General features: G+C 45.3%; 23 protein-coding genes. 13 read left to right on the forward strand and 10 right to left on the reverse strand.

What is annotated here, in order from left to right; translation table 11 throughout:
* Window positions 1-46: 46 nt before the first annotated feature.
* The gene (locus F556_RS0107105) at window positions 47-616 is read left to right on the forward strand and encodes an SDR family oxidoreductase (RefSeq protein ID WP_083937911.1); all 570 of its coding nucleotides are present in this window, start codon (window positions 47-49) and stop codon (window positions 614-616) included.
* 68 nt (window positions 617-684) lie between these two features.
* Here F556_RS0107105 and F556_RS0107110 read toward each other — a convergent pair whose 3' ends face one another.
* Window positions 685-1,194 carry a DinB family protein gene (locus F556_RS0107110; RefSeq protein WP_020616225.1) on the reverse strand — a complete coding sequence of 170 codons (510 nt, stop codon included), beginning with the start codon at window positions 1,192-1,194 and terminating at the stop codon, window positions 685-687.
* Window positions 1,195-1,831: 637 nt separating this feature from the next.
* Window positions 1,832-2,329, reverse strand: a complete 498-nt coding sequence (locus F556_RS33440) for an FMN-dependent NADH-azoreductase (RefSeq protein ID WP_020616226.1) — start codon at window positions 2,327-2,329, stop codon at window positions 1,832-1,834.
* A 417-nt stretch (window positions 2,330-2,746) separates the two neighbouring features.
* Here F556_RS33440 and F556_RS0107120 point away from each other — a divergent pair, with 417 nt between their 5' ends.
* The gene (locus tag F556_RS0107120) at window positions 2,747-3,073 is read left to right on the forward strand and encodes an ArsR/SmtB family transcription factor (protein WP_020616227.1); all 327 of its coding nucleotides are present in this window, start codon (window positions 2,747-2,749) and stop codon (window positions 3,071-3,073) included.
* 1 nt (window position 3,074) lies between these two features.
* Here F556_RS0107120 and F556_RS39225 read toward each other — a convergent pair whose 3' ends face one another.
* Window positions 3,075-3,458, reverse strand: a complete 384-nt coding sequence (locus F556_RS39225) for a winged helix-turn-helix domain-containing protein (RefSeq protein ID WP_040716068.1) — start codon at window positions 3,456-3,458, stop codon at window positions 3,075-3,077.
* 320 nt (window positions 3,459-3,778) lie between these two features.
* Between F556_RS39225 and F556_RS0107125 the strand changes: the two genes are divergently transcribed.
* The 8 genes from F556_RS0107125 (at window position 3,779) to F556_RS33450 (ending at window position 9,537) form a co-directional block, all read left to right on the forward strand.
* Window positions 3,779-4,090: an ArsR/SmtB family transcription factor gene (locus F556_RS0107125; protein WP_020616228.1), complete on the forward strand. Its 312-nt coding sequence runs from the start codon at window positions 3,779-3,781 to the stop codon at window positions 4,088-4,090.
* 16 nt (window positions 4,091-4,106) lie between these two features.
* The gene (locus F556_RS0107130) at window positions 4,107-5,399 is read left to right on the forward strand and encodes an arsenic transporter (RefSeq protein WP_020616229.1); all 1,293 of its coding nucleotides are present in this window, start codon (window positions 4,107-4,109) and stop codon (window positions 5,397-5,399) included.
* Window positions 5,400-5,423: 24 nt separating this feature from the next.
* Window positions 5,424-5,843: an arsenate reductase (thioredoxin) gene (gene arsC / locus F556_RS0107135; protein WP_020616230.1), complete on the forward strand. Its 420-nt coding sequence runs from the start codon at window positions 5,424-5,426 to the stop codon at window positions 5,841-5,843.
* A 17-nt stretch (window positions 5,844-5,860) separates the two neighbouring features.
* Entirely contained in the window at window positions 5,861-6,808 is a 948-nt protein-coding gene (trxB, locus tag F556_RS0107140; RefSeq protein WP_020616231.1) for a thioredoxin-disulfide reductase, read from the forward strand.
* Between the two features lie 19 nt (window positions 6,809-6,827).
* The gene (locus F556_RS0107145; protein ID WP_020616232.1) at window positions 6,828-7,295 is read left to right on the forward strand and encodes an ArsI/CadI family heavy metal resistance metalloenzyme; all 468 of its coding nucleotides are present in this window, start codon (window positions 6,828-6,830) and stop codon (window positions 7,293-7,295) included.
* Between the two features lie 12 nt (window positions 7,296-7,307).
* Window positions 7,308-7,742, forward strand: a complete 435-nt coding sequence (locus tag F556_RS0107150; RefSeq protein WP_020616233.1) for a protein-tyrosine phosphatase family protein — start codon at window positions 7,308-7,310, stop codon at window positions 7,740-7,742.
* A gap of 104 nt (window positions 7,743-7,846) precedes the next feature.
* Entirely contained in the window at window positions 7,847-8,296 is a 450-nt protein-coding gene (locus tag F556_RS0107155; RefSeq protein ID WP_020616234.1) for a MarR family winged helix-turn-helix transcriptional regulator, read from the forward strand.
* A 146-nt stretch (window positions 8,297-8,442) separates the two neighbouring features.
* Window positions 8,443-9,537 (forward strand): flavin-containing monooxygenase, encoded by a 1,095-nt coding sequence (locus tag F556_RS33450; protein WP_051108689.1) that lies wholly within the window; start codon window positions 8,443-8,445, stop codon window positions 9,535-9,537.
* A 1,161-nt stretch (window positions 9,538-10,698) separates the two neighbouring features.
* On the opposite strand, the gene F556_RS37685 is transcribed toward F556_RS33450, so the two are convergent.
* The 5 genes from F556_RS37685 to F556_RS0107190 all read right to left on the reverse strand — a co-directional run bounded on the left by F556_RS37685 (window position 10,699) and on the right by F556_RS0107190 (window position 16,507).
* Window positions 10,699-11,022, reverse strand: coding sequence for a hypothetical protein (locus tag F556_RS37685; protein ID WP_157272669.1), 324 nt, complete (start codon window positions 11,020-11,022; stop codon window positions 10,699-10,701).
* 57 nt (window positions 11,023-11,079) lie between these two features.
* Entirely contained in the window at window positions 11,080-11,667 is a 588-nt protein-coding gene (locus F556_RS38725) for a polymorphic toxin-type HINT domain-containing protein (protein ID WP_020616238.1), read from the reverse strand.
* Complete coding sequence (locus F556_RS33455) at window positions 11,657-13,366, reverse strand: DEAD/DEAH box helicase (protein WP_020616239.1); 1,710 nt, start codon at window positions 13,364-13,366, stop codon at window positions 11,657-11,659. The genes F556_RS38725 and F556_RS33455 overlap by 11 nt, the downstream gene beginning before the upstream one ends.
* Window positions 13,359-14,195: a hypothetical protein gene (locus F556_RS0107180; RefSeq protein ID WP_020616240.1), complete on the reverse strand. Its 837-nt coding sequence runs from the start codon at window positions 14,193-14,195 to the stop codon at window positions 13,359-13,361. Before F556_RS0107180 ends, F556_RS33455 begins: the two co-directional genes overlap by 8 nt.
* A gap of 1,427 nt (window positions 14,196-15,622) precedes the next feature.
* On the reverse strand, window positions 15,623-16,507 hold the full coding sequence (locus tag F556_RS0107190; protein WP_020616242.1) for an alpha/beta fold hydrolase: 885 nt from the start codon (window positions 16,505-16,507) through the stop codon (window positions 15,623-15,625).
* A 151-nt stretch (window positions 16,508-16,658) separates the two neighbouring features.
* Between F556_RS0107190 and F556_RS0107195 the strand changes: the two genes are divergently transcribed.
* On the forward strand, window positions 16,659-17,375 hold the full coding sequence (locus F556_RS0107195; protein ID WP_020616243.1) for a MerR family DNA-binding transcriptional regulator: 717 nt from the start codon (window positions 16,659-16,661) through the stop codon (window positions 17,373-17,375).
* A 125-nt stretch (window positions 17,376-17,500) separates the two neighbouring features.
* Complete coding sequence (locus tag F556_RS0107200; RefSeq protein WP_040716165.1) at window positions 17,501-18,412, forward strand: catalase; 912 nt, start codon at window positions 17,501-17,503, stop codon at window positions 18,410-18,412.
* 99 nt (window positions 18,413-18,511) lie between these two features.
* On the opposite strand, the gene F556_RS0107205 is transcribed toward F556_RS0107200, so the two are convergent.
* A complete protein-coding gene (locus tag F556_RS0107205; protein WP_020616245.1) occupies window positions 18,512-19,156 on the reverse strand; it encodes an SDR family oxidoreductase in 645 nt (214 codons plus the stop codon).
* A 239-nt stretch (window positions 19,157-19,395) separates the two neighbouring features.
* Here F556_RS0107205 and xerS point away from each other — a divergent pair, with 239 nt between their 5' ends.
* Window positions 19,396-20,478 carry a tyrosine recombinase XerS gene (xerS, locus tag F556_RS0107210; RefSeq protein WP_020616246.1) on the forward strand — a complete coding sequence of 361 codons (1,083 nt, stop codon included), beginning with the start codon at window positions 19,396-19,398 and terminating at the stop codon, window positions 20,476-20,478.
* An 8-nt stretch (window positions 20,479-20,486) separates the two neighbouring features.
* Here xerS and F556_RS0107215 read toward each other — a convergent pair whose 3' ends face one another.
* Window positions 20,487-22,691 carry a poly(ethylene terephthalate) hydrolase family protein gene (locus tag F556_RS0107215; RefSeq protein ID WP_020616247.1) on the reverse strand — a complete coding sequence of 735 codons (2,205 nt, stop codon included), beginning with the start codon at window positions 22,689-22,691 and terminating at the stop codon, window positions 20,487-20,489.
* Window positions 22,692-22,730: the final 39 nt, after the last annotated feature.

Raw genomic sequence — 22,730 nt, forward strand, 5'->3', positions numbered from 1 at the left:
AGTTAATATTTATAAACTAATAAAGAGATGTGTCATTGGAATCTCACTGACGGTATTTTTACTATCGGGTTGCACAACTGTTGAAAAGGAGGCGGCAGAGTTAATCTTTCAAGAAGCACACGCTCATTTCGGCGAGGTAAATATACTTGTCAATAACGCAGCTATGTACACTGATGACGACACGCTGGCCTTATTTACGGAAGAGGGTTATGATCGTACCTTTGAAATGAATGTGAAAGTAAGCTTACTGATGTCGCAAGCCTTCGTCAAACAATGTACGCAAGGTGGACGTATTGTTCATCTTAGCACCGATACGGCACAACGAATGGCGGGGCAGATCTTATACGGAGCAAGCAAGGCTTCGTTAGAAGCTTTGACAAGAAGTATGGCAATCGAACTTGGTCCAAAGCAGATTACGGTAAACACCGTAGCACCCGGTCCGACCCAAACGGGTTATATTGATAAAGAACTCGAAAAACTGGTCATGCCCACCATACCATTGGGAAGACTCGGCAAACCGGAGCATATCGCGGAAACCATTGCTTTTCTGGTATCTGATTGCGCATCTTGGCTCACTGGACAAGTGATTCAGGTGAGTGGAGGGCACGGCGTTTAGTGAAGTGAAATGGGCGCGAAAGGAAGGGCGACAACGATCCGAAAGCCTTAGCAATTAATGGAAATAAACTAGCTTAAGTACCGCTTTCTTATGACCTCAACGTGATGAAGTTCATGTCCCGCACAGCCGTAAGCGATGGCACGCACCGTTATACTTGTGTCGTTGGCTATGCCCGAGCGGGACCACGACTCTGCCGGCAACCCGCGCAGAAGCGTGATCGTCGCTTGCCGTACAGCCCGGTAGTCCTCTGCCAATTGCGCGATTGTCCACCTTTCGAAAGGAGGTATGAACAATTCCTGATCAAAACTGGCCAGAGGGGTCTGGTCCCCTCTTGAGAATCGGAGCAGGCGGTAGGTCATAACGCGTTCACTATCTACGATATGGCCAACGACTTCTTTCAGCGACCACTTTCCTTCGGCATACCGATAGGATCCCTGGTTTTCGGTCAAAGTTGCCAGCAGTTCAGTCATTTGCTTTTCCTGAGTGAGTAGAATGTCGATGATGTCGCCTTCCGGCGCTAACCGGATATACTCGCCAGCGTCCCCGGCATATTCTACTTCTGACGGTCTTTGGTTCATGAGAGATCCCCCTCCCTCTGTGTGATAATAAAAATTATATCACTCATCTAGTTTACTGTCATTCGATCGGTTCCAGTTGGCGCTGAGCCAATTCGTCTTTTTCAAACAACTGTCCTAAAATGAGTTAGTAAGTTTGGAGTGCCTGGGCCGTACCCGCTCTGGATAGAGTGACCTCCTGATGGGGTTTGAGGCAATGACCTCGTGTGCAACACCATCTTATACTGCAGGAGCTCATTTTTGTTCAAGCCCCAATTTTTCGTTACATAGGAATCTAACGGACTTTATTCAACCTGAACAAAACGGCTTCCATAGTTCATTTCAATATCAATAGGGGAGAGCACGTCACTAGTTTTGGTCTACATTTTTAATGCGATTCTGCCGCAACATGTGAATGAAGTTTAGAGTGGATGCGGATAAGGGTTCACTATTACGAGTACATACAGCGATTGTATAGGTCAGGTTAATACCTTCAACATATACTCGGCACAACTCCCTCGCATGTTGATTAGCATAACGATGATTGGGCGCAACGACGAAACATCGCTCGTCCTGGAAACCTTGCCACACCCAGCGTGGCTTTTTTGCAAGTATGCTCTTATCAAAAGCCACGGACTAAAAGATACCTGCTAAGCCGTTTTTAAAATTCCAATGTAGCTTCGCGTGTACGTTGGATCGCTTTTTCTTTTATTTGTAGAACTTGGTCAGGATACTCGGCCATCCCTTCGATAAAGATGCCATGAAAATCTGAGACTCCGATGAACTCCATGATGACTTTTAAGTGGCGGTGGCCCATTTCCCAGTTTTCGGCGAGTGTATTGGAGCCGGGTGACAACACACTGCCGCTAGCTTGAATGTGAATCGCTTTTTTATCACCGAGCAAGCCGACCCGGCCAACGTCGGGAAGATATTTGAACGTCTTGCCCACGATGCAGATGGAGTCAAGATAGGCTTTCATAATCGGAGGATAAGAGTAGTTCCAAGTGGGGCTGAGAAGCTCATTAATCCGTCCGACTTTTGTCTTCTCATTAACGCTTAACTCTTCGAAAGCTGTGCCATGCTTAAGCTTCTCCCATCCGTTAAAAACGTCCGCATCCAAAAGAGGAATATCCATCTTAAACAACTCGAGTTGAATCACTCCGCACTAAGGAAACATTAACCCAACAACCCCCACCATACAAAGGTACCGCTTGGGATCCGCGGTTCTTCAAATGGCTTGTCCATTATCAAGTACAAAAATGGACTGCACGTCAAATTGCAGATCACTATAGTCAGCTGGTTTTCATTGAAACGATAGATAAAGTTAAGTAGTAAGCAAGACGTTTCGATAAGTCAATATACATTCAAAAACCCACGCCGGGCGTGGGTTTTAAGTGATTTTATGCAGTTGCAAGCGAAGTTATGGACTGCAACTGAGTTAGTAAAATAGCGACGATGACGAAACACTCATGATTACCCGCAAAGATATAAGGCCTTTCCAAATGTAATTAGATTTCTGGAGAACGTTATATTATAATTAAATTATATAATTATGTATTTCATGGAGGTGATCTGGATGGATTCATTGGATACAATGGCTGAGACATTCAAACTCCTTGGCGATAAATCAAGATTATCCATTCTGGGCTTATTAAAGGAGAGAGAGCTTTGCGTCTGCAATCTCGTCGATATTATGCAGATGTCTCAGCCTAGCATAAGCCAGCATTTAAGGAAAATGAAGGCCGGCGGACTTCTAAACGAATATCGGAGAGGCAAATGGGTGTATTACTCCTTGAGCCTCGAAGATAAACCTTACGTGATGGACGTGCTAAAAAGCATTCCTTCACAAGCTGAAAAGCTGGAATGGCTGGATCAACAACTCGCTGCAACCGTTTGCGACTAATTTAACTGCTCTTGTGTCTTATTTGACTCCACGGCCCAGATAACAAATAGCGATAGCCACCGCGAAACGATTCAATACGAATGGCTTCCTGAAAGCGAGCCAGGCGTCGGCTCAATGAGCTTACATGAATCTCTAATGTTCTCTTCCCGTCCATAAAATTACTTCCCCAAACACTATGTAGTAAATGCTCCTTGGATAAGATTATTCCCGGTTGCTTCGCGAGGTTTATGAACAGTTCGTGTTCGATTGGCAGTAGGAGGGCAGTGACCCCTTTAATTTCAATCGCAGGCAACTCGGGATGAATAACTAGCCCACTGGTTGATCCACTTTTAGATGACCAATTAGGTTTCTTAAAATAAGCGGTTGCTGTGATCAGGGCCCTCAAGCTTCGATTACGAAGAGATCAAGACCCATTCTCCCTCCGCCAATCGTTATATCCAAAATGATAAGATCATACTTGCTTTCAATCATCATTTGACAGGAGTTCTCAACCGTTTTAGCAACCGCAACATCATTAAACCTTTTTGAACGAAGGAGGAGACGTCTTATAAGCCTTATTCTTCAACGCCTTATCATTTAGTTGTGACCCCATGCCGTTTACAAATTGTACATCTCCGACTTACATATAAACCTTTACTTATATAATTATATGAGTATAATAAAGGTGAAATCAGAAGCGACAAAGGGGATAGGAGGGGAGTAACCATGCTTAGTTATGCTGCAGTGGCTGAAGAACTGAAGCTGCTATCTAACAAAACACGATTAATGATACTAGCGCTACTCAAAGAAAAAGAGATGTGCGTTTGTGACATTGCAGCTGCATTAGAGTCCACACAACCCAATATTAGTCAGCACTTACGTAAGTTAAAGACTGGCAATCTGGTCCGCGAAACACGGCGAGGCCAGTGGATTTACTATGCCATAAACCGTGATAACAAACCTTATATATCCGACATTTTAAATGACGTCCCATCGATGAAACACCAAGCCATGCAATTTCAGTCAGAAAGCTGTTAGCTGTTAAGGAGGACTTATGTTAATCATAGCGTCGGTATTATTTGTTGTGACGTTAATTTTCGTCATCTGGCAGCCGAAAGGATTGAACATCGGCTGGTCTGCTGCAGGGGGTGCCGTGCTTGCCCTACTCTTCGGTGTCGTTAGTTTCAGTGATGTCCAGGATGTGACATTGATTGTTTGGAATGCGACGCTGGCCTTTGTAGCCATCATTCTCATTTCACTGATTCTCGACGAAATTGGTTTTTTTGAATGGTCTGCCCTACATATGGCCAGGCTAGCCCGAGGCAATGGTACCTTGATGTTTATTTATGTCGTACTGCTTGGCGCATTGGTTGCTGCTTTCTTTGCGAACGACGGTGCAGCTCTTATCCTAACGCCGATCGTATTATCCATGGTTAGGGCGCTAAAGTTTGACGAGCGGATGATCTTACCGTTCATTATGGCGAGCGGATTTATCGCCGACACGGCATCACTACCACTCATCGTCAGTAACCTGGTCAATATTGTCTCTGCCGATTATTTTGGCATCGGTTTTGTGCAGTATGCGACGCGCATGTTTGTTCCGAATCTGTTCTCTATAGCAGCTAGTATTATCGTCTTATATCTATTCTTCCGAAAAAGCATTCCCAAAAACTATGATGTGAAGCATTTACGGGCACCTCGGGAAGCAATTAAAGATCACCGGCTTTTCCGTTTATCCTGGGTCATTCTAGCCGTGTTATTGGTTGCCTATCTCGTCAGTGAATTTATTGATGTCCCCGTCTCGATCGTTGCCATGGTCGTCGCGATACTTTTCATTATCGCAGCCCGTGGGAGCAAAGCGGTGGCCACAACAAAGATCATCAAAGACGCGCCATGGTCTGTGGTTGTTTTCTCCATCGGTATGTATGTGGTTGTATATGGTTTGCGCAATGTAGGCCTTACTGATCAGTTAGGTAGGGTCATTGAACAAATCGCCGACCACGGTCTATATGTCACAACAATCGGAATGGGTTTTATTGCAGCCGTGCTTTCTTCCTTCATGAACAACATGCCGACCGTAATGATCAATGCGCTTGCCATCCAAGGGACAGGAACAGAGGGGATCATTCGGGAAGCCCTGATTTATGCCAATGTCATTGGCTCGGATCTTGGACCTAAAATCACACCTATCGGTTCATTAGCTACCCTGTTATGGCTGCATGTGCTCTCACGCAAAAGCGTGAAAATAACATGGGGATATTACTTTAGAGTTGGCATCATCTTAACCGTGCCTACCTTGTTCATTACTTTGACCGCCTTGTCGTTATGGCTTTGGATCATCAACTAAATTCATTCAAGAGGAGACGTTCACATGAATAAAAAAATCGTTTACTTTCTTTGTACTGGTAATTCGTGCCGCAGTCAGATGGCAGAAGGTTTTGGACATCAACATCTCGGTGAAGAATATGACGTTTATAGCGCAGGTATTGAAGCACATGGATTAAACCCCAAGGCGGTTAAAGCCATGGCAGAGAAGGGCGTCGATATAAGCCAGCAAACCTCGGATGTGATTGATCCGGAGATTTTGAATAAAGCAGACGTCGTCATTACGCTTTGTGGCGATGCAAACGACAAATGTCCGATGACCCCTCCGCATGTGACACGATATCATTGGGGATTCGATGACCCCGCTAAAGCAACCGGCACGGACGAGGAGAAATGGGCAGTGTTTCAACGAGTTCGAGACCAGATTGAGGCACGTATCCAGCGATTTGCTGCTGAAGGAGAATAAAGTAGGGAGGGTTCGCGATGCATAAAGCAGTAATTATCGGAACAGGACCAGCCGGTTTGACGGCTGCCATTTATCTGGCCCGTGCCAATCTTGAGCCCATTGTGATTGAGGGGCCTGAACCAGGCGGACAATTGACCCTTACGACCGAGGTCGAGAATTTCCCGGGGTTTCCTGATGGAATCATGGGGCGTGAACTTATGAATAATATGCGTAAACAAGCAGAACGATTCGGTGCTGAATTTCATCGGGGATGGGTGACCAGCGTTGACTTTACGAATCGACCATTTAATCTCTCGGTAGATGGCATGAGTGATTTGCAAACAGAATCGTTAATCATCTCTACCGGTGCTTCAGCAAAACTTCTTGGCATCCCTGGAGAGAAAGAAAATATTGGCCGCGGCGTTAGCACATGCGCAACCTGCGACGGTTTCTTCTTTAGAGGAAAAGAGATTGTTGTCATTGGCGGTGGTGACTCTGCCATGGAGGAAGCCAACTTTCTAACAAAGTTTGCCGCTAAGGTAACCGTCGTCCACCGTCGAAATGAGATGCGCGCATCAAAAATAATGCAAGATCGCGCACGAGCCAACCCGAAAATTGAGTGGGCATTAAACACCATTCCAGTCGAAGTACTCGCCGGCGAACAAGGCGTGACTGCTTTAAAAGGACGGGATGCCAGTACCGGTGAAGAAAAAGTCATCCAAACGGACGGCATATTCGTTGCGATAGGCCATACCCCGAACACAGGATTCTTGGGTGATAAGCTGGAGACAGACGATACAGGATACATCCTAGTTAAGCCAGGGACGTCAGAAACGAATATAGCCGGTGTATTTGCTTGCGGTGACGTCCAAGATCATACGTATCGCCAAGCGATCACAGCAGCCGGATCGGGCTGTATGGCTGCGCTGGATGTCGAGAAGTTCCTGGAAGGCAATCGTGTACATGACTGGAGTATAACACTCTAAACAAGGAGGAAACACGATTATGATTCAACGCATGCATGTGGCTGTTAATTGTACGGATTTGGAAAAGTCACTAACCTTTTATCGAAATTTCTTTGGGTTAGAACCTGTAAAGATCAAAGATAATTATGCCAAGTTTGAAATGGATGAACCGGCTTTACATTTCTCATTGAATGTCCGACCGTTTGAGAAAAATGGTGTATTAAACCACCTTGGTTTCCAAGTGAATAATACCGAAGATGTTCTCGCGATGGGAGAACGTCTCCGGCAATCGGAACTATTGACTATTGATGAGATGAACACGACGTGTTGTTATGCTGTTCAAGACAAAGTGTGGGTCTATGATCCTGATGGAAACGCGTGGGAGATTTTTTACACAAAAGAGGATTCTGAGTTTGAGTCTGCAGGGGATCCTCGGGAACTTTCCCTTTGTTGTGCTCCCCCTGCGGCCACTGTATCAGTTGAATTCACATCATTTCAGAAGAAGTAAAGGAGCATTACGATGAAGACGTATCACGCACTAATAGAGGAACGGATTTTCATGGGTGGGGCGGCCGACGTTAAAGATATGGTTTTGGATGAAAAGTGTGAAGTTATTGTCGATCTTCGTGAAGAAGCAACCGAATGCGCCTACCCGGAAACGAATGCGACATGGATCAAGGTTGGTATTGGAGACAACGCGGCAACACCGCAAGAAGAATTGTTTCAAGAGGCCATTAACCAGGTTGTGACGGCTTATCGGGAAGGCAAGAAGGTCGCATTTCATTGTGGGGGTGGAAAGGGCCGAACAGGTGCCGTCTCAATAGGTACATTAATTTCTTTAGGGAAAGCCTCTTCCATTGAAGAAGCAGAACGTATCGCGAAGGAGATTCGGCCCATTATCCAAATTCGCGAACCTCAGCGCGAAGCATTAAAAAAGTTGTTTGAGTCCCACTAGGGGAAGGGGAGAAGGGCTGCCATCATAAGATGCAGCTTTATCTTTTGAACAATACTTGCAAAATACAACTAATTGCGATATAACTAAACGTGAGGTGAATCACCATGGAAAACGTTCGGGAGCTCATACAAATTATGACCCGTCGGTTCGGCTTTTTAAATAAAAACTGCTGTTCTGCCGGTGGGTTCGACATCTCACTCATCCAGAGCCATATTCTTTATGAAATTGACCGTCAGCATCAACCATCCATTCAACAAGTCGCCGAAACATTAGGGACGGATATTACGACGTTCAGCCGCCAAATTCAGTCGTTGATAAAGATGAACTTGGTTAAGAAAACCCCAGACGTCACAGATCGAAGAATCTATATCCTGTCCTTAACAACCGAAGGCAAATTTGTTGCAGCTGCGATCGATGAGCAAATGAAAGCCTATTTAAACGATATTTTCTCCCATATGAATGAAGTTGAAAGGGAGACCGTCATTCGTTCCATCCAGTTACTCAACGAAGCGATGGGGAAATCGCGTTTGTGTTGTATGCCCTCACAGGGGTAAACCTCACGCCTTTAATACTTGCATTTTACAACTATCATCCTGGGAAGATCCGCTTCATATGCTCATGAAGAAAATGAGTTTATGCCAATTGACAAGAAAGTTGCCTCGAAATTACTTGCATTTTACAACTAAATGAGGGGTCTTATATGACTAAAGTATGGGATGTTATCGTAATTGGAGGAGGTCAGGCAGGTATGGCTTCCGGTTACTACTTAAAGAAAAACGAACTTCAATTCTTGATCCTGGAGGCTAGTGGCCAAGTGGGGGGATCTTGGCCCTTTTACTATGACAGTTTAAAACTATTCTCTCCTGCCTCCTTATCCTCTCTCCCAGGAATGAAGATAGCTGCAGAGAGCACGCACTATCCGTTGCGAAACGAGGTCATCCAGTACCTAAATGACTATGCCAAAAGCTTTCATCTACCCATTCGGCTAAATCAAAAAGTGATGACTATAGAGAAAAACGAGGAGGGTTTTGAAGTCCGTACGGGCACCGGTGACGTTTACCTGGCAAGAACAATTATTAATGCGTCCGGCTCGTTTCACAGCCCATACACGCCTGAAATTAAAGGCAGGGATCTTTTCCAAGGGGAGGTACTTCACTCCTCTCTGTACCGGAACGTAGAGCCTTTTAAAGATCAACGGGTAGTTGTCGTGGGGAGAGGTAACTCTGCCGTGCAAATTGCCGTAGAGTTAGCTGATAGCAGCCATACGACACTGGCTGTACTGAAGCCCGTAGCGTTTGTTAAACAAAAGGTATTGGGCATTGATCTCCATTATTGGTTGAGAGGGACCGGCTTAGACACGTTCCCGTTCTGGCGTTTAGACAAAAAAGCTCCGGCTCCGACAGCAGCAGCCGATTTAGGAGAATACAAAATAAAACTGGCGTTAGGTAAGCCGGATCAACGCCAGATGTTCTCATCTTTTAATAATGAAGGCGTCATTTGGTCCGATGGAAAGCGAGAGAAAGTCGATACCATCATTTTTGCTACGGGGTATCGACTCAGCCTTCCCTTTTTAAGGCCGCTGGGAGCCCTTGATAAAGACGGGAAGCCAATACAGACAGCAGGTGTTAGTCTAACCGTGCCTGGGCTTTATTTTGTCGGTTTAGAAGGTCAGCGTTCCTTTGCCTCAGCAACATTAAGGGGGGTGGGGCCTGACGCAAAGTTTGTCATCAGCAAATTGATCAAACATCTAAAATCAGTTAAAAAAAGCATGAATATGGGGAGGAACTTACCATGAAAAAGTTCGAAATTTTTGAAGCTGCTGGATGTTGTTCAACTAGTGTTAGTAACCCTGAGGAAAAGCGAAACGCCATTCGTGAACGGACTGCTAATAATACCTCTGGATGGAGACGCTGTCGCCGAAGAGAAGACAAGCTACTGCCGAGGCACAAGAATATATCATCTTTTTATACCCACGCCTAGCGTGGCTTTTTGTTGTTGTCGTTGGTATAATTTCTCGGAAGGTAAAGGTAACTTTAAGGTAACTTTTCTCCCTATATACATATGTATAAAATACGGGTTTTGTGAAAAAGTAATATCCGGCCAGCAAGAGAACGAGCTGACTTTTCCACTGCCACAGGAATGAAAGTAACCAAAGCCTTGCTTGATCCAGCGGTATGTGGAGCTGCCGTGGGGTTTGATATACCATCATCAAAAACTTAAACCTGAGATAAATTTTTCCACATATTTTTGTAGTTGTTTATTTTCTTCAGTTGGATCTGTATAGACCATCATGGCCACAGTTGCTGTGGGTAAAATGAAGTGCTCAATTTCTTTATTAGATCCCCTACTCAAAGTCGGACAATCGTATTCAGGCTCATATTAATTATTGTTATTGCACATTAATTTCTACTGGCTCCGAATTGATCTCAATCGGATATTTACCTCCCCCATATAATACAGTAAAAGACCCCCTTGTAATAACATTATAGGTTCCAGCTGGCAAGCTTTTCTCTTGAATACCTTTTTGTAAACAGGTAAGTTCTTGTCATCGACTTGTGACAAGAACTTACCCGCATAAAACATAAAAAACCACGCTAGGCGTGGTTTTTAATACTTGGTATGTTCTTGTCACTCGACAGGAGCGCACGGAGATTTTCACCCATGCATCCCAGACTGCCCCATAGCAAGCTTTAATCTAGTTGATTGGCAAATGTGGCTACAGTTAAAATTCCTAATCTCTGCTTTCTAACTTTCGTAAAATCATTAGATAGCTAATCATAATACGAGCAATTCTGTGATTCGAAAATCCTTGTCTTGTCACGATATCAGCGTGGTATTACATTTAAGAATAGCCAGTTTCCGTTACATTGCCGGTAACTGGCTATTTACAACTTGAAAGGTTTTTTGATCCCTATCTTACGTCAATAGGGTAAGTTCTTCCCAAACGCTAATAAGACTAATCTCCATTTAGATTACTTCGATCCATATATTCCTCGTATGATTTTTGAATTTTATCTTTGCAAATCTCTTTCCAGAGTTCCTTTAACTCCAAATCTTTATTTTTAGAAAATATGTCCGGCTCCATATCCCCACCAAACCCAATCCAAGTATCATCCGCTACTTCTCCATCTTCACCTGAAAAAGCTATTTCATGCGGAGCAGGAGCGTGTCCAAGGTAAGGGCAATTGTTTTTTAAACAATGATAACCTGGGTTTTTAATCCCGTATCTACAGTAGTCAGGAACGACTTCTTCTTCTGAGTTTTCAAGTAAACCATACAAACAGTGCACTTCGACAATAACATGATTATATGGAATGACACTTGGCCTCCTTACTATTTATTTTTGGTGTTTCAAATCAATCTCTGTAATAGTTATTTTACCATTTTCCATTTTGAAATAAATCCTCGCATTTCCGCGGCCTCCACCAAATCCTTTGAAATCGGCAGACCACAATCCCTTCTTATCACCACTGCCAGTTAATAAGTGAACGTTCAATCCAGAATGGTCTCCGTTAGCTAACTTTGTAGTTATCTCATCAAAACTTTTCTGTTGTTTCGCACTTAAAGATTTTAACTGATTAGTAACATTTTTCTCCTCTACAACCGTCATCCAAGGACACTTTGTATTATGCACCCAAATACCCAAGTCTGTTACATAATACGTGTGGTAATCATCAACCGTAAAGTTATAAACTGTAACTGGTTCATCCAGTTTTACAAATTCTATCTTTTCAATTGTCAGGTTGCTTCCATCGGCCTTTTGGAGGTTATCGCCCACTTTAAGTTCATCTGCATAGATCCAACCTTTATCTTCAACCCAAAATGGATGATTGTCTGTTGTCTCAATAATCTTTTCTCCAACAGACAGTATAATTATATCATCACGTTGATTTCTGTATAAAGACGTTACTTCCTTATATGCCAACTATTTGTTCGTCCAAAATTTTAGTGAAGGCAACTGAACTCGTAGGCAACCAATTATTTTGTAGCCCCCAAACCATGTGGGGGGTTAGCCTTATCTCTCTCCTTGCTGCTTCTCTCAGACCCTTTGCAACTTTGCGATTTGCAATATTTAGGTCATGCTGCTTCTCAAGAGCTCGCCTTTCAGCCGATCTGATCTCTCCCTCATGATAGACTATAACTCCCCTAGCCTGGCGACTTGGCTTCCAAAGAAGATCGACAGAGTGACAGGGGCGATTTGTCAAGTCACTAATCCAATTCGCAAATTGTCTTCCATTTTTCAACATAGCTGATAAAAACAATAGGTCTGCTTCAGGAGTAGCAGCACAGAACGCTAACAGACATAACATTCCGTCTAACGACCTTCTTAATTTTCCTGACTCAGAACTCAATATATGACATTCATCAAACACTAGTAATCCTACGTTTGAAAATGAATCTGGACTATAGGACAACATTGCCAAGCATCTTTCGGGCGTCATAACTTCGATAGACTGAAGTTGATTGCCTTCAACAAAAATAGAATCATAATCATTTGATACATCTAAATCGAATTCTTCTTTGGGAAAAATGGTTTGAAGGTCTTCAGTTAGTTGTTCTACAAGTGCGTGAGTAGGTACTAAAAATACAACCTTCTTACCACGTGCAAGTGTACCGGCGATTTTGAGTACGCTGACAGTTGTTTTCCCAGCCCCTGTTGGGAGCACTAAAACTGCAGACTGACCTGTTTGATAAAATTGATTTCTGATAGCTTCTCGATGATTGGGCCAAATATATGGAGTATTATTTGCTCTAAACCTTAACCACTTTTTCCAAAAAACATTATCCGCACCTGTCGGTGGGGGAAGTTTAGTTATTGCTGCACCTTCAAGTGCGTTTGCTGTTGAAAGAAGCAGCGAGGCTAAATGTGCCGGCCCTGGATAAGTTGTATTTAAATTTGCTTCTCGAACAGAGTTGCTTCTATATGATAATTCAATCACATGTGAAAAAGCCTCTTGTGCCCTGGAGTATTTTCCAGATAATGTGTCTAATACGGGCTCTGACATGATGTCTGCAGCTAGTAACTCAATACCCTCAATAAGGGTAGCAGTTAATGTATTTAATGCACGTTCACTTAAAGTGTAACTCTCATGTTTCACACGTTGTCTCCAAACGGATGATCTTAATAAAATATCATTTAGTCTGCCCAATGCAAGGTCCTTAATATCATTATGGAGAACTATAAATTCATACGGTCCTTTTGGACTTGGCATTAAACTTACTGCTTCAAAAGCATCTGCATATTGTTCCGCTGCAAGGAATAATACAACTGCGGCTGTAGAAGAATCTACGCTTTCTCGATCAATTGGAAAGAAGCGTTCTCCATCTAACAAATATCGATTTCCTCTGAAAATTAATAGTCTAGCCGTCCCGGCCACAAAAGCAGAAGCTCTCTTCAATGTTAGATCTTCTTCAATTGACGCAATAGTTTCATAGGCATCAGCAATGCGTTCTAGTGACCAATGACTATCTAAATTTTCAATTTCGACATTTACGTTGCCACTTAAACGGGCACTAACAAGTTGAGCATAATGATGAGTTAATAATTCAGGAAGAATACGGGAATTTAAAGAGGGGAAACTTGGAGCTTCTCTAAGTAATTCTGAGGTTTGCGAGTCAAACATTGGTTGCCTCCTTAGCTTCAAATTCATCAAGTGCTCGTAAAACATTCTCTGCCAACTCTTGAAACCAGCTTCTCAAATCATTATTAATGATAAATGATGCACCGACGCGCTGGGTTTTGCCAATTGCATTCAAAACGTCATAACCTTTAAATAATTTTTGGAGTCCCTTTATTGTGCATGTATCAGAATTAACAGTCAAAGCCGCCCTGTAAGTTCTATAAGCATTGTCATATACTCTATCCGCAGCTATAGTTGCAGCTGTACCTTTTAGACCACTTAGTTTGATAAGAGCAATCGCATTGGCTAATAAATCACGACCTCGCTCATTCCGATGATGTTCATTAAAAGCACGCATAATGTGATCTCTGAACTGAGTTCTGGGATTATCTGTGCATTTGTCTTCACAGATTGTAATGAAAGAGAGTATCTCCTCAACGGGATCCATTTGAATGATCAAGCCATCTAATCCTTGAGTAGTCGAGCTAATGTGAGGATCCTTCATATAGGTATTTTCATCTGATTCCTGACGTGCTGCTATCCAAGATATACATTCAAACAAGAAACCGTCTCGGTGATACTGAGAAACTTCCTTTTGCGTATCTGTCGAGCCTTGAATCAGTAGCTGTTCGCGAGCTCCTTCATAAAATTGACTTCTAGATTGAACAGGATAAACATAACTTAGTTCTTGAATAATTTGAGCTGCATGCTCCGCTTGACCAAGAGCAATTACTGCAATCATACTCGCGAGTTTATGTATATCATCGACTACCCATAATTGGCCAGTGACATGTTCATTAACCTCTACAATTTCTAAAGAAATCGCCGACATATTCCTTCTCCTTCTCTAACTATTCTATGTTATTCTTATACATTCGACACCAAAAACGGTTCATCCTTCCAGTCTTCCTATCGCTTTTAATAAAACAGGAGATGTAACCGGTTCGGCGATGTTCGTAAGCGAATAAGAACAAAAATTAATGTAGATTTCAAGCCTGAGGCCGGTAGCTCCTTGCGGAGCCGCTATCCGCACGAGCCAGAAGCTATATCCGAGGGTTTCCGGTAATATTTCTGCCATTATCAATTCCCACGTGTTAAAGTATTGATCTTTACTACACTGTCATCAATATTTTCTATGGGTTAAGTGGCAGTACTACTTGTAGATCAAGACTTAATCTAAAAGGACCGTGTTCAAGATGTAGGCCCCCGGCTCAGCTAGCAATTTCTTTTCCCCGTTAACGGTTAAAGGGGCATGTTCTAGTCCCAAATGAGTAATATGTTAGTATGTTCTTGTCACTATTGGAGCTAATGATGTTTTTGAAACGAGGATAACTTGCTTACATAACCAGTGCCTTAGATGCGTTTTTAATGGCCTGTCGGTTAAGTTGGTAAATTCTTGTCACTAATCGGCTAAACAGGTAAGTTCTTGTCCAGAGCTATTGACAAGAACTTACCTGCTTAAAACAAAAATACCACGCTGGGCATGGTTTTCAATACTGGTATGTTCTTGTCCCTCGACATGTGGTGTTTATCTGTTATCTGTGTTATCTGTGTATGTGCTGCGTATGTTTGCTCTTACTATGTTTGATGCTTATGCGATTGATCCGACATGATTCTCAAAATCTTAAACGCTGATCGATCAAGCCTTAATAATCTTCGAGCTTATTAAGTTTAGTCGCATGTGCTTTTGGCACGTATGCTTTGTAATGTAAGATTCTTTTTAAGTTCGACCTTTAGTTTAAGAAAACAACTCAGTCGTTTATTTGTCATTCTCAACTATCATACTGAGTAAATCCGGTATAAAGACTGACTATCTGTTCTTTCTCAAAAAACTCATCAGTTAATCGTAATGATTATACTTTACAATTTTCTTCATCGCCGCAATATTAAACGTAATAATAATTATGTTAACCTTATTACAAGTGAACCATTCTCAAATTTTAATACGAGCTCTGAATTTTTATGTAAGCGTTAACTTTCAAAAGTCATTTGGTGTTCTGTTGAAGAGCACTCCCCCACTCTTATGAGCACCTAACCAGGCAGATTGCCCAATCTGCGGGCAACGGGTGGTTAGATTCAGTTTTATCTGGCCAACTTAAACCGTTGCCCTCACCGTCGGACACTATGTCAACACGACGTCCCGCTCCTAGAACGATCTCATCAGGAGCGTTAGAATTTCAAATAGTAATCCAAAATGCCAAAAACTCGGGGTGCGGAATATTTGTTCGATTCCGTAGCTATTCATTAAAATTAGCATCTTCAGCCTCTCCTCTTTTCATCTCCTTTCAACTGTTGAATAAGCCACGGTTTGATGACCGGCAGAACCGCCGCGGGTTGCATCGCTTGCGTGTGATCCATCCCGCTTAGCAATTCCACAGTCCAACCCCTATCACGCAGAAAAGTCTTATGCTTGTCCAGAAGGCCGGCCATATCCACCGTGACCCCTCCGAAGTTGGCCCCATACACGATGGTATCCTGGTCTCCCGCGAAAGCCAGCCTTGGCATCGTCAGCTGAGTCTGAATGAAGCGATCATCAAATGACACCAGGCTCTGGTACAGCGTCATGAACTGTTTAGACACATCCGATGCAAGAGTTACCGACACTTGATCCCAATCATAGGCATCGGGTTCACTGGCGTATTCAGACGGAGTCATATCCGTAGTCACACTACCCAACGCTTGGCGATAGGCATACTCCGTTACCGTTAACATTTCGGCATAGGGGCCTTCATAGGGAGGAAACCCTCCCATCACAAGCGCATCCAGCCGCTCCGTCCGGATCGCCAACTGCAGTCCAGTCAGAGCAAGCCAGGAATACCCATAGTAGCTGAAGCGTTCCATACCTACTGCATCAGCGATCTGTAGTAGATCGGCAGCCAGTTGATCCGCCGTCAGCCCGTTAGGATTGGGATGGTCCATGAGATGCCCTTCATAATCAAATGACAGGACATAGAAACGATCTGCCAGCCCTTCGATCAAATGTTCACCAAGCTGCGGATTCACGCCCCATTGCATGAGCTCCTCTGCTTGTTTGCCAGTTACGCTTTTCTTGGCCACGGGTAGCATGATGGCAGGAGTAGCTGGATCCCCTGTCCGTCTCACTTCAATCTCCGAGCCATTAGCCAGCCTTACGTGTTGCTTCATATTTCATCCCTCCCTAGTAGATACTTCTATCCTACAACATGCATGCAATCTTTCGGTTTACAGCTTTATAACCCTTGATCTGAATGGATAAATTAGCTTTAATATTGTTGTAGCAGTTGAAGGTTTTACTTCAAGGAATGGAGTGCTGTTCATGGATCGTCCGGATTATACGCCCAAGCAAATTGCCGACTTACTACAGGTGAGTACAACTACCCTGCGGAGATATGAAGACCAAGGGTTGATACCTGATGTTCCCCGTTCAGCCAGCAGGCGCAGAGGTTACACGTTATTGCATGTGCAAGCCTTTCGCACGATTCGGGCACTACTTAAGGCATATGATTTTACCACAGCCTATGACATGATGAGACATATCAAAGCAGGCCAAACCGAGAAGGCAATGTGGCTAATGAATGAGCAGCAGTTCAACCTACAAGAGGAAAAACGTCGTGTGGAATCAGTTATCAAGATGATTCGAGATTCTAATCTGACGAAAAGTATGCAATCCAGCTTGGACGCCCCGATAACGATTGGCGAAGCGGCTAAGGTTGCAGGCGTCAATGCATCTGCAATTCGGCACTGGGAGAAAGAAGGACTCATTCAGACCGAGCGTAACCTGGAGAACGGATACCGTGTGTTCAATAAGCGGGAAGTCGAGAAAATTATCGTCATCAGCAGCTTGAGGAAAACGGTCTATTCGATTGATCGCATGAAAGAGCTCCTGCATAACCTGGATATTCGGAACATGGCTAGTTTAGACAAAGCATTCCGGTTAGCACTGGAGCAATTGGACCATAGATTAGTCGTGCAATTTCAAGCGATGCCTGAGGTAATGGAGTATATGAACGCCATAACTTCCCCTGTCACATAAAGTTTTCAACTTCCCGCTTCATTCATGCATAGCTCCTTCGGCTTATGGGTAAATCAGAACTAAGACCCATACCGATGAATGAGGTGATTGCACGGATGAACCCACCCAATTCTGCAACCGATTCCATGAATCTTTTACCTAATGAAGCTATTGACTCCATTGAAGGACTGTCCGGCATTCACGCGGGCTATCGACGTGCCCATGCCAGAGGCGTATGCTATCGCGCTACATTCCATCCCAGCGGAGAAGCCGCTTCGATGACTACTGCTGCTCATCTGCAAGGTGGACAGCTGGATGCCATCGTCAGGTTTTCCGGAAGCTCGACGGATCCCGCACTAGCTGACCTGTTGTCCCCTGCCAAAGGGATGGCTGTACAATTCCAGATCCCTGGCGGCAAGACGACCTGTTTGGTGGGTGTTACGGTACCTGTCTTTTTCGCCCGAACGCCTGAGTCCTTCCTCGACTTGGTACGTGCCGTTCATAAAGCCAGAGCTGGCCATCTGTCGATGTTGGATATTTTCAAAGAAGTGGCCGAACATTTCTCCGAAAGTAAAGAAAGCCTGCTTGCCGTTAAACGTCTGCTGCCGCCTGCAAGCTATGCGACCAATCGCTACTATGCGATCCACGCTTATTACCTGGCAGGTCCTGACGGCAGCACACGTCCTGTGAAATTCGAATGGTTACCTGACGCTGGCTTAGAGACACTTTCCCTGAAGGAAGCTGCTTCCAAGCCTACCGAATACCTGGAACAAGAAATGCAGGAGCGGCTGCTTCGCGGGCCAGCCTCCTTCTCCCTCAGTATTATCTTGGGTGAGGATGAGGATCCTACCAATGATAGTACGCAGGCCTGGCCAGATCATCGGGAGCGAATCCACGCCGGACGCCTGGATATACACGAAGCGATTAAGGAGCCTTCAGGGCTTGTCATGGATCCTACATCGGTTGTACCTGGCGTTGAACTATCGGATGATCCCATTCTGTTGTTCCGCCGCGCAGCTTATAATGAATCGTACCGGCGTCGCAGTATCGGCACATAGCACAACAACTCATAAAAAACACCAAAAAGCCCCCTTCATGCTCCAAGAGCACAGGGGGCTTTTTTCAAATGCTTAGCCGTTTCACATTGAACCACTTCATTACGCGCGTGGAAGTGCTTCTTCTATCGTTTGCGAGCCGGAGACCAGATCATAGGACTTGCGGAAAGTAGCTGGGTTGTCCAACACGGCAGCGATCACTGCAGCCACATCCGCCCTTGGAATGGAGCCAGACTCCCCAGGCGTTTGCAGGGAAACTCGGCCCTGGCCAGCATCATCCAACAATCCGCCAGGTCTTAGAATCGTATAGATCAGCTCGGTTGATTCCAGAATTCGGTCTGCAAAATGCTTGGCCACATAATAAGGACGGATGCTATCTGGCCAGCGGTTCCGATCTTCCGCACCCAGCGCGCTGACGAGGACAAACCGGCTGATGCCGACTTGCTCTGCAGCTTCCATCGCTTTCACTGCGCCGTCCAAATCGATCAGAAGCGTCTTATCGGGGCCGGTACTTCCTCCTGATCCTGCCGTGAAGATAATGGCATCGCATGTGCGGGCCGCCTCAGCGATTTCCTCCACGGAAGACTCCAGATCCACAAGAACCGTTTCAACCCCTTGGAATTGATATCGCTGAGCTTGCTCCTCTTTCCTGACCATAGCCAGGGGAACATGCTGTTTATCTTCTAGCATCTGCTCGATTAGCAACTGTCCAATTTTACCGTTGGCTCCGATGATAAGGACTTTCATTCGTGGATCTCTCCTTTGCGATCAATTGGTGTTCACTTAGCGTGCTCTGTTATATGTATACACATGAGAGACAGTTATTAATCTTCCGAAGAGTATGTGAACGTAATTATAATTATGTTAATTTATATCATTAAATATTTTAGTGTACGTAATAAATATTATGTCAACCATGGATAATTACAATCCTTGTTTACACCTCTCCCTCTATCCTGCTAAGATAAGGAAGTGAGGTGATAGATATGAATATACTCAAAATCAAAGACCGACAAGAACTCGACAAACGAACGCCTCTTATGCCTTGGTATGTAGAAAAGTTCATCAATTATAAGCTCCCGGACCTCTCCCCTTCTTCTTTGCTGGAGTATGTACGGGATTATGAAACGTTCTTCAATTGGTTGCGTGCTGAAGGTCTCTCCCAGGCCCAGGAAAACCGCGACATTCAATTAATCGAGCTGGAGAAGCTACATATGGACAGCATCGATAACTACAAGATGTTCCTGTCCACCTTCAAGGACACCACCAATAGCCGTACCACGATTTCGCGTAAGCTCTCTTCGCTGCGCTCCTTGTTTCACTACTTGAGCCAAATTGCTGAGGACGAGGAATTCTATCCGCTGCTCAAGCGCAACGTGATGGCGAAAGTAGCGATTAAACGGACCCACAAGCCCAAGGATACGGCAGCCAAGCTGGAGGGCAAGCTGCTGCAGGAAGAAGAAATCTATGCCTTTATTGATTATGTGAAGCGTCAATATCCTCTCGATGTAGCCAAGAATAAGCAGGCGCTCTACTCCTATGAGCAGAATCATGTGAGGGACGCCTGCATTATCATTCTGATTCTCAACTCGGGAATACGTGTATCCGAGTTGGTCAATCTGAATCTGGACGATATCGATTGCAAGAAAAAAGTCGTCTATGTCTACCGCAAGGGTGACAACGACGACACATTCAAGTCTCCGGTCTATTTCCGCCAGGAGGCAGTGGATGATATTACGGAGTATTTAAGAATTAGAGAAACGGTCTACAAAGCGCCGCGCCGGGAGAAGGCCTTGTTCCTCGCACTAGCCAATGGCAAACAAGAAGGTTCGCGCATGACCAAGCGTGCGATTCAGGAGATGGTGATTAAGTACGCCAAGCGCTTTGGCAAACCTTATCTGTCTGTACACAAGCTGCGCCATTCCTTCGCAACGGATTATTATCTGCGGAATGATATTTATAAAACGCAAGAGCAATTAGGCCATGCCTCACCGGAAACCACGCAAATTTATGCGCATCTCACCGACAAGACGATGGCCCATGCGATTGATCAGTTAAAGGATGAATAATGCAGGGATTACGGCTGCCAGCGCACATTGTCAAGCACGAGCTCACCACTGCCGCTTCTGTCAAATACAAGCTGGATGCTGTCGATTTGCTTGGCATTCAGCGTAGGCGCCTGGGTCAGGAAGGCCTCCAGGGGCAGTCGGTAATCCTGAAATACAATCTCGGTGGACGGCTGTAACCGGCCGTTCTTGATCCACCGGTTCAGCACTCCCCCATTAAGGAACCGGTTATGCAGAAGCTGCTTGGGCTGCCGAAAGCTGCTCAGCGGCAGCGATGCGCGGGCCCCATTGGAATCCGTCAGGACGATGCTGAAGTCCAGGGACTCCTGTTCCACTGTTGTGGGCGCCACAGCCAGGACCAGCTCTGAATGTTCAGAGAGCGAGGAGACCAGCCCTCTAGGCATGCGGATGGTATACTGTGCCTCTTCTTCTCCCCATCCCAGAAACACGACCCGATTGTGCTTGGAGCCGCCTTGTCGGTTCTTCAGATCCTCCTCTTCCCAACGAGTCAGATCTTCCCCGTGCAGTTCCACCCCTCTACGGCTTCCAGTCGTCTCGTCGGTATCCTCCTGATAATTAGCCACATTAATCATTTCTGTATCCTGATATTGCTGAACAAGCGTCGTATCTGGCAGCCAATGACCGCCAAGCCGGTAATCCTGGAACAACGGCAGATACTCCTGCCGCTCATGGAGCGTGGTCTCCAGAAAAGCGCTGATGAACGTTTTGGCTATCTGCCGTTGATCCTCACCGGGCATGATCTCGCGCTGATTCATCAGCCAGCGCAGCGGTAATTTGATATCTACACGGCCCCAATCCGTATTGAACTGACCGTGGTTGGCATCATCAATATACAAGGCCGATTTCAGAGCAAAGGCAGAACTTCCGGTTGGATAGACGATCCGACTATATTGTCGTTCGCCGTCAAATGACGTCACATCCGAATCATTGGCGCCATGAATCGTCAAATAATTAAGGTCATTAAATCTTAGGTTGCGTTCTTCAAGTTTCTTGTCGGTTGGTGCGATAGCTACTACCGCGGTAATATCATACTCCAGACCCGTCAGGTATTGCTCCTTGTCAGCGACCGTAAAATACGTCTCATAGCCAGCTGCCAGCGCGGCAGCCTGACCACCTCTTGAGTGACCGATAAGTGCAATCGTGTCCATGTCTGCTTTGCCGCTAAGTGCATTCCCCTCCGTATGGGATAATTCGTCTACCGTACGCAGATGGTGGAGCAGCAACCAGGCCCTTAGAATATAATCATCGTTGGGCAGCCCGGAGAGAACAGAATAATTGACGAAATTCTGATCCACGGATACCGCCAGGAACCCGCGGCTCGCCAATAGTTCTCCCAGATAGCCATAACCACCATCTGAGAAATCCTCCATCGTATGATTGCCATGAACCATCAGCACAACGGGGAACGGCCCCTCTCCCTCGGGCAGCCAGACCCGGCCGTTGATGGGCAAGGCGTGCTGGTCAAAGCCCCAATACCAGGTACGCAGTCCCTTCCACCGCGTAATAAACTCGGATGCATCGACGGATTGCGTCACCAGATCGACATCCTTGCCAAACTCCTTACGGAAGCGATCGTCTCCGCTCCCATAGGTAAGCTCGGTTACGTCGTAATCCCCACGTTCTGCAGGTGAAGGAAGCTCTGCAAGGGGGGAGTCGGCGATGCGCTCTAGCGTCCCCCGGGGCCATGACGTCTGGAGGCCGCTGGCCATAACGCCTAGATACAATAGCACCACGAGGATGAGACCGTTCACTGCAAGCATCGATCGGCTGTATACGGAGCGGGGACGATGCAGCAGCCAATACAGGAAAAAGCCTGCGCTGGAGCCTGCAATAGCTAGCAGAGCAGCCAGGATCATGCCGCCCCATAACCATTTCATATTGGCAAAAGTGAATAGATAAGGCAGTCCCGCCATCATCACAATCAATATCCCAAGCCATAACCTTGGTAGCCGGAGCGGGATAAACGTCAGAAGATAAGCGGGTATGTAAGCAAGGAGCAGCAAGGCAGCGATGCCGGCAGCCATTACTAGCGAGGTAAGCAGATTATCAATCATCCATCCCATTCCGGTGTAGATGCTGCTACCTAGCTCATGAAAAGCCAGCATGGCCATGACGCCGCTGCCTGCAGCGGCAGACATAGAAGAAGGCGAATCGTCTGCCCAGATTCGCCTGAAACGTTCTTTTAATCGAAGCATGCCCATTCTCCTCATAGTTAAGGACATTAAATAGTTAGG

It is taken from the genome of Paenibacillus daejeonensis DSM 15491 (assembly GCF_000378385.1).
In the GTDB taxonomy this organism is placed as follows: Bacteria; Bacillota; Bacilli; order Paenibacillales; family Paenibacillaceae; genus Paenibacillus_D; species Paenibacillus_D daejeonensis.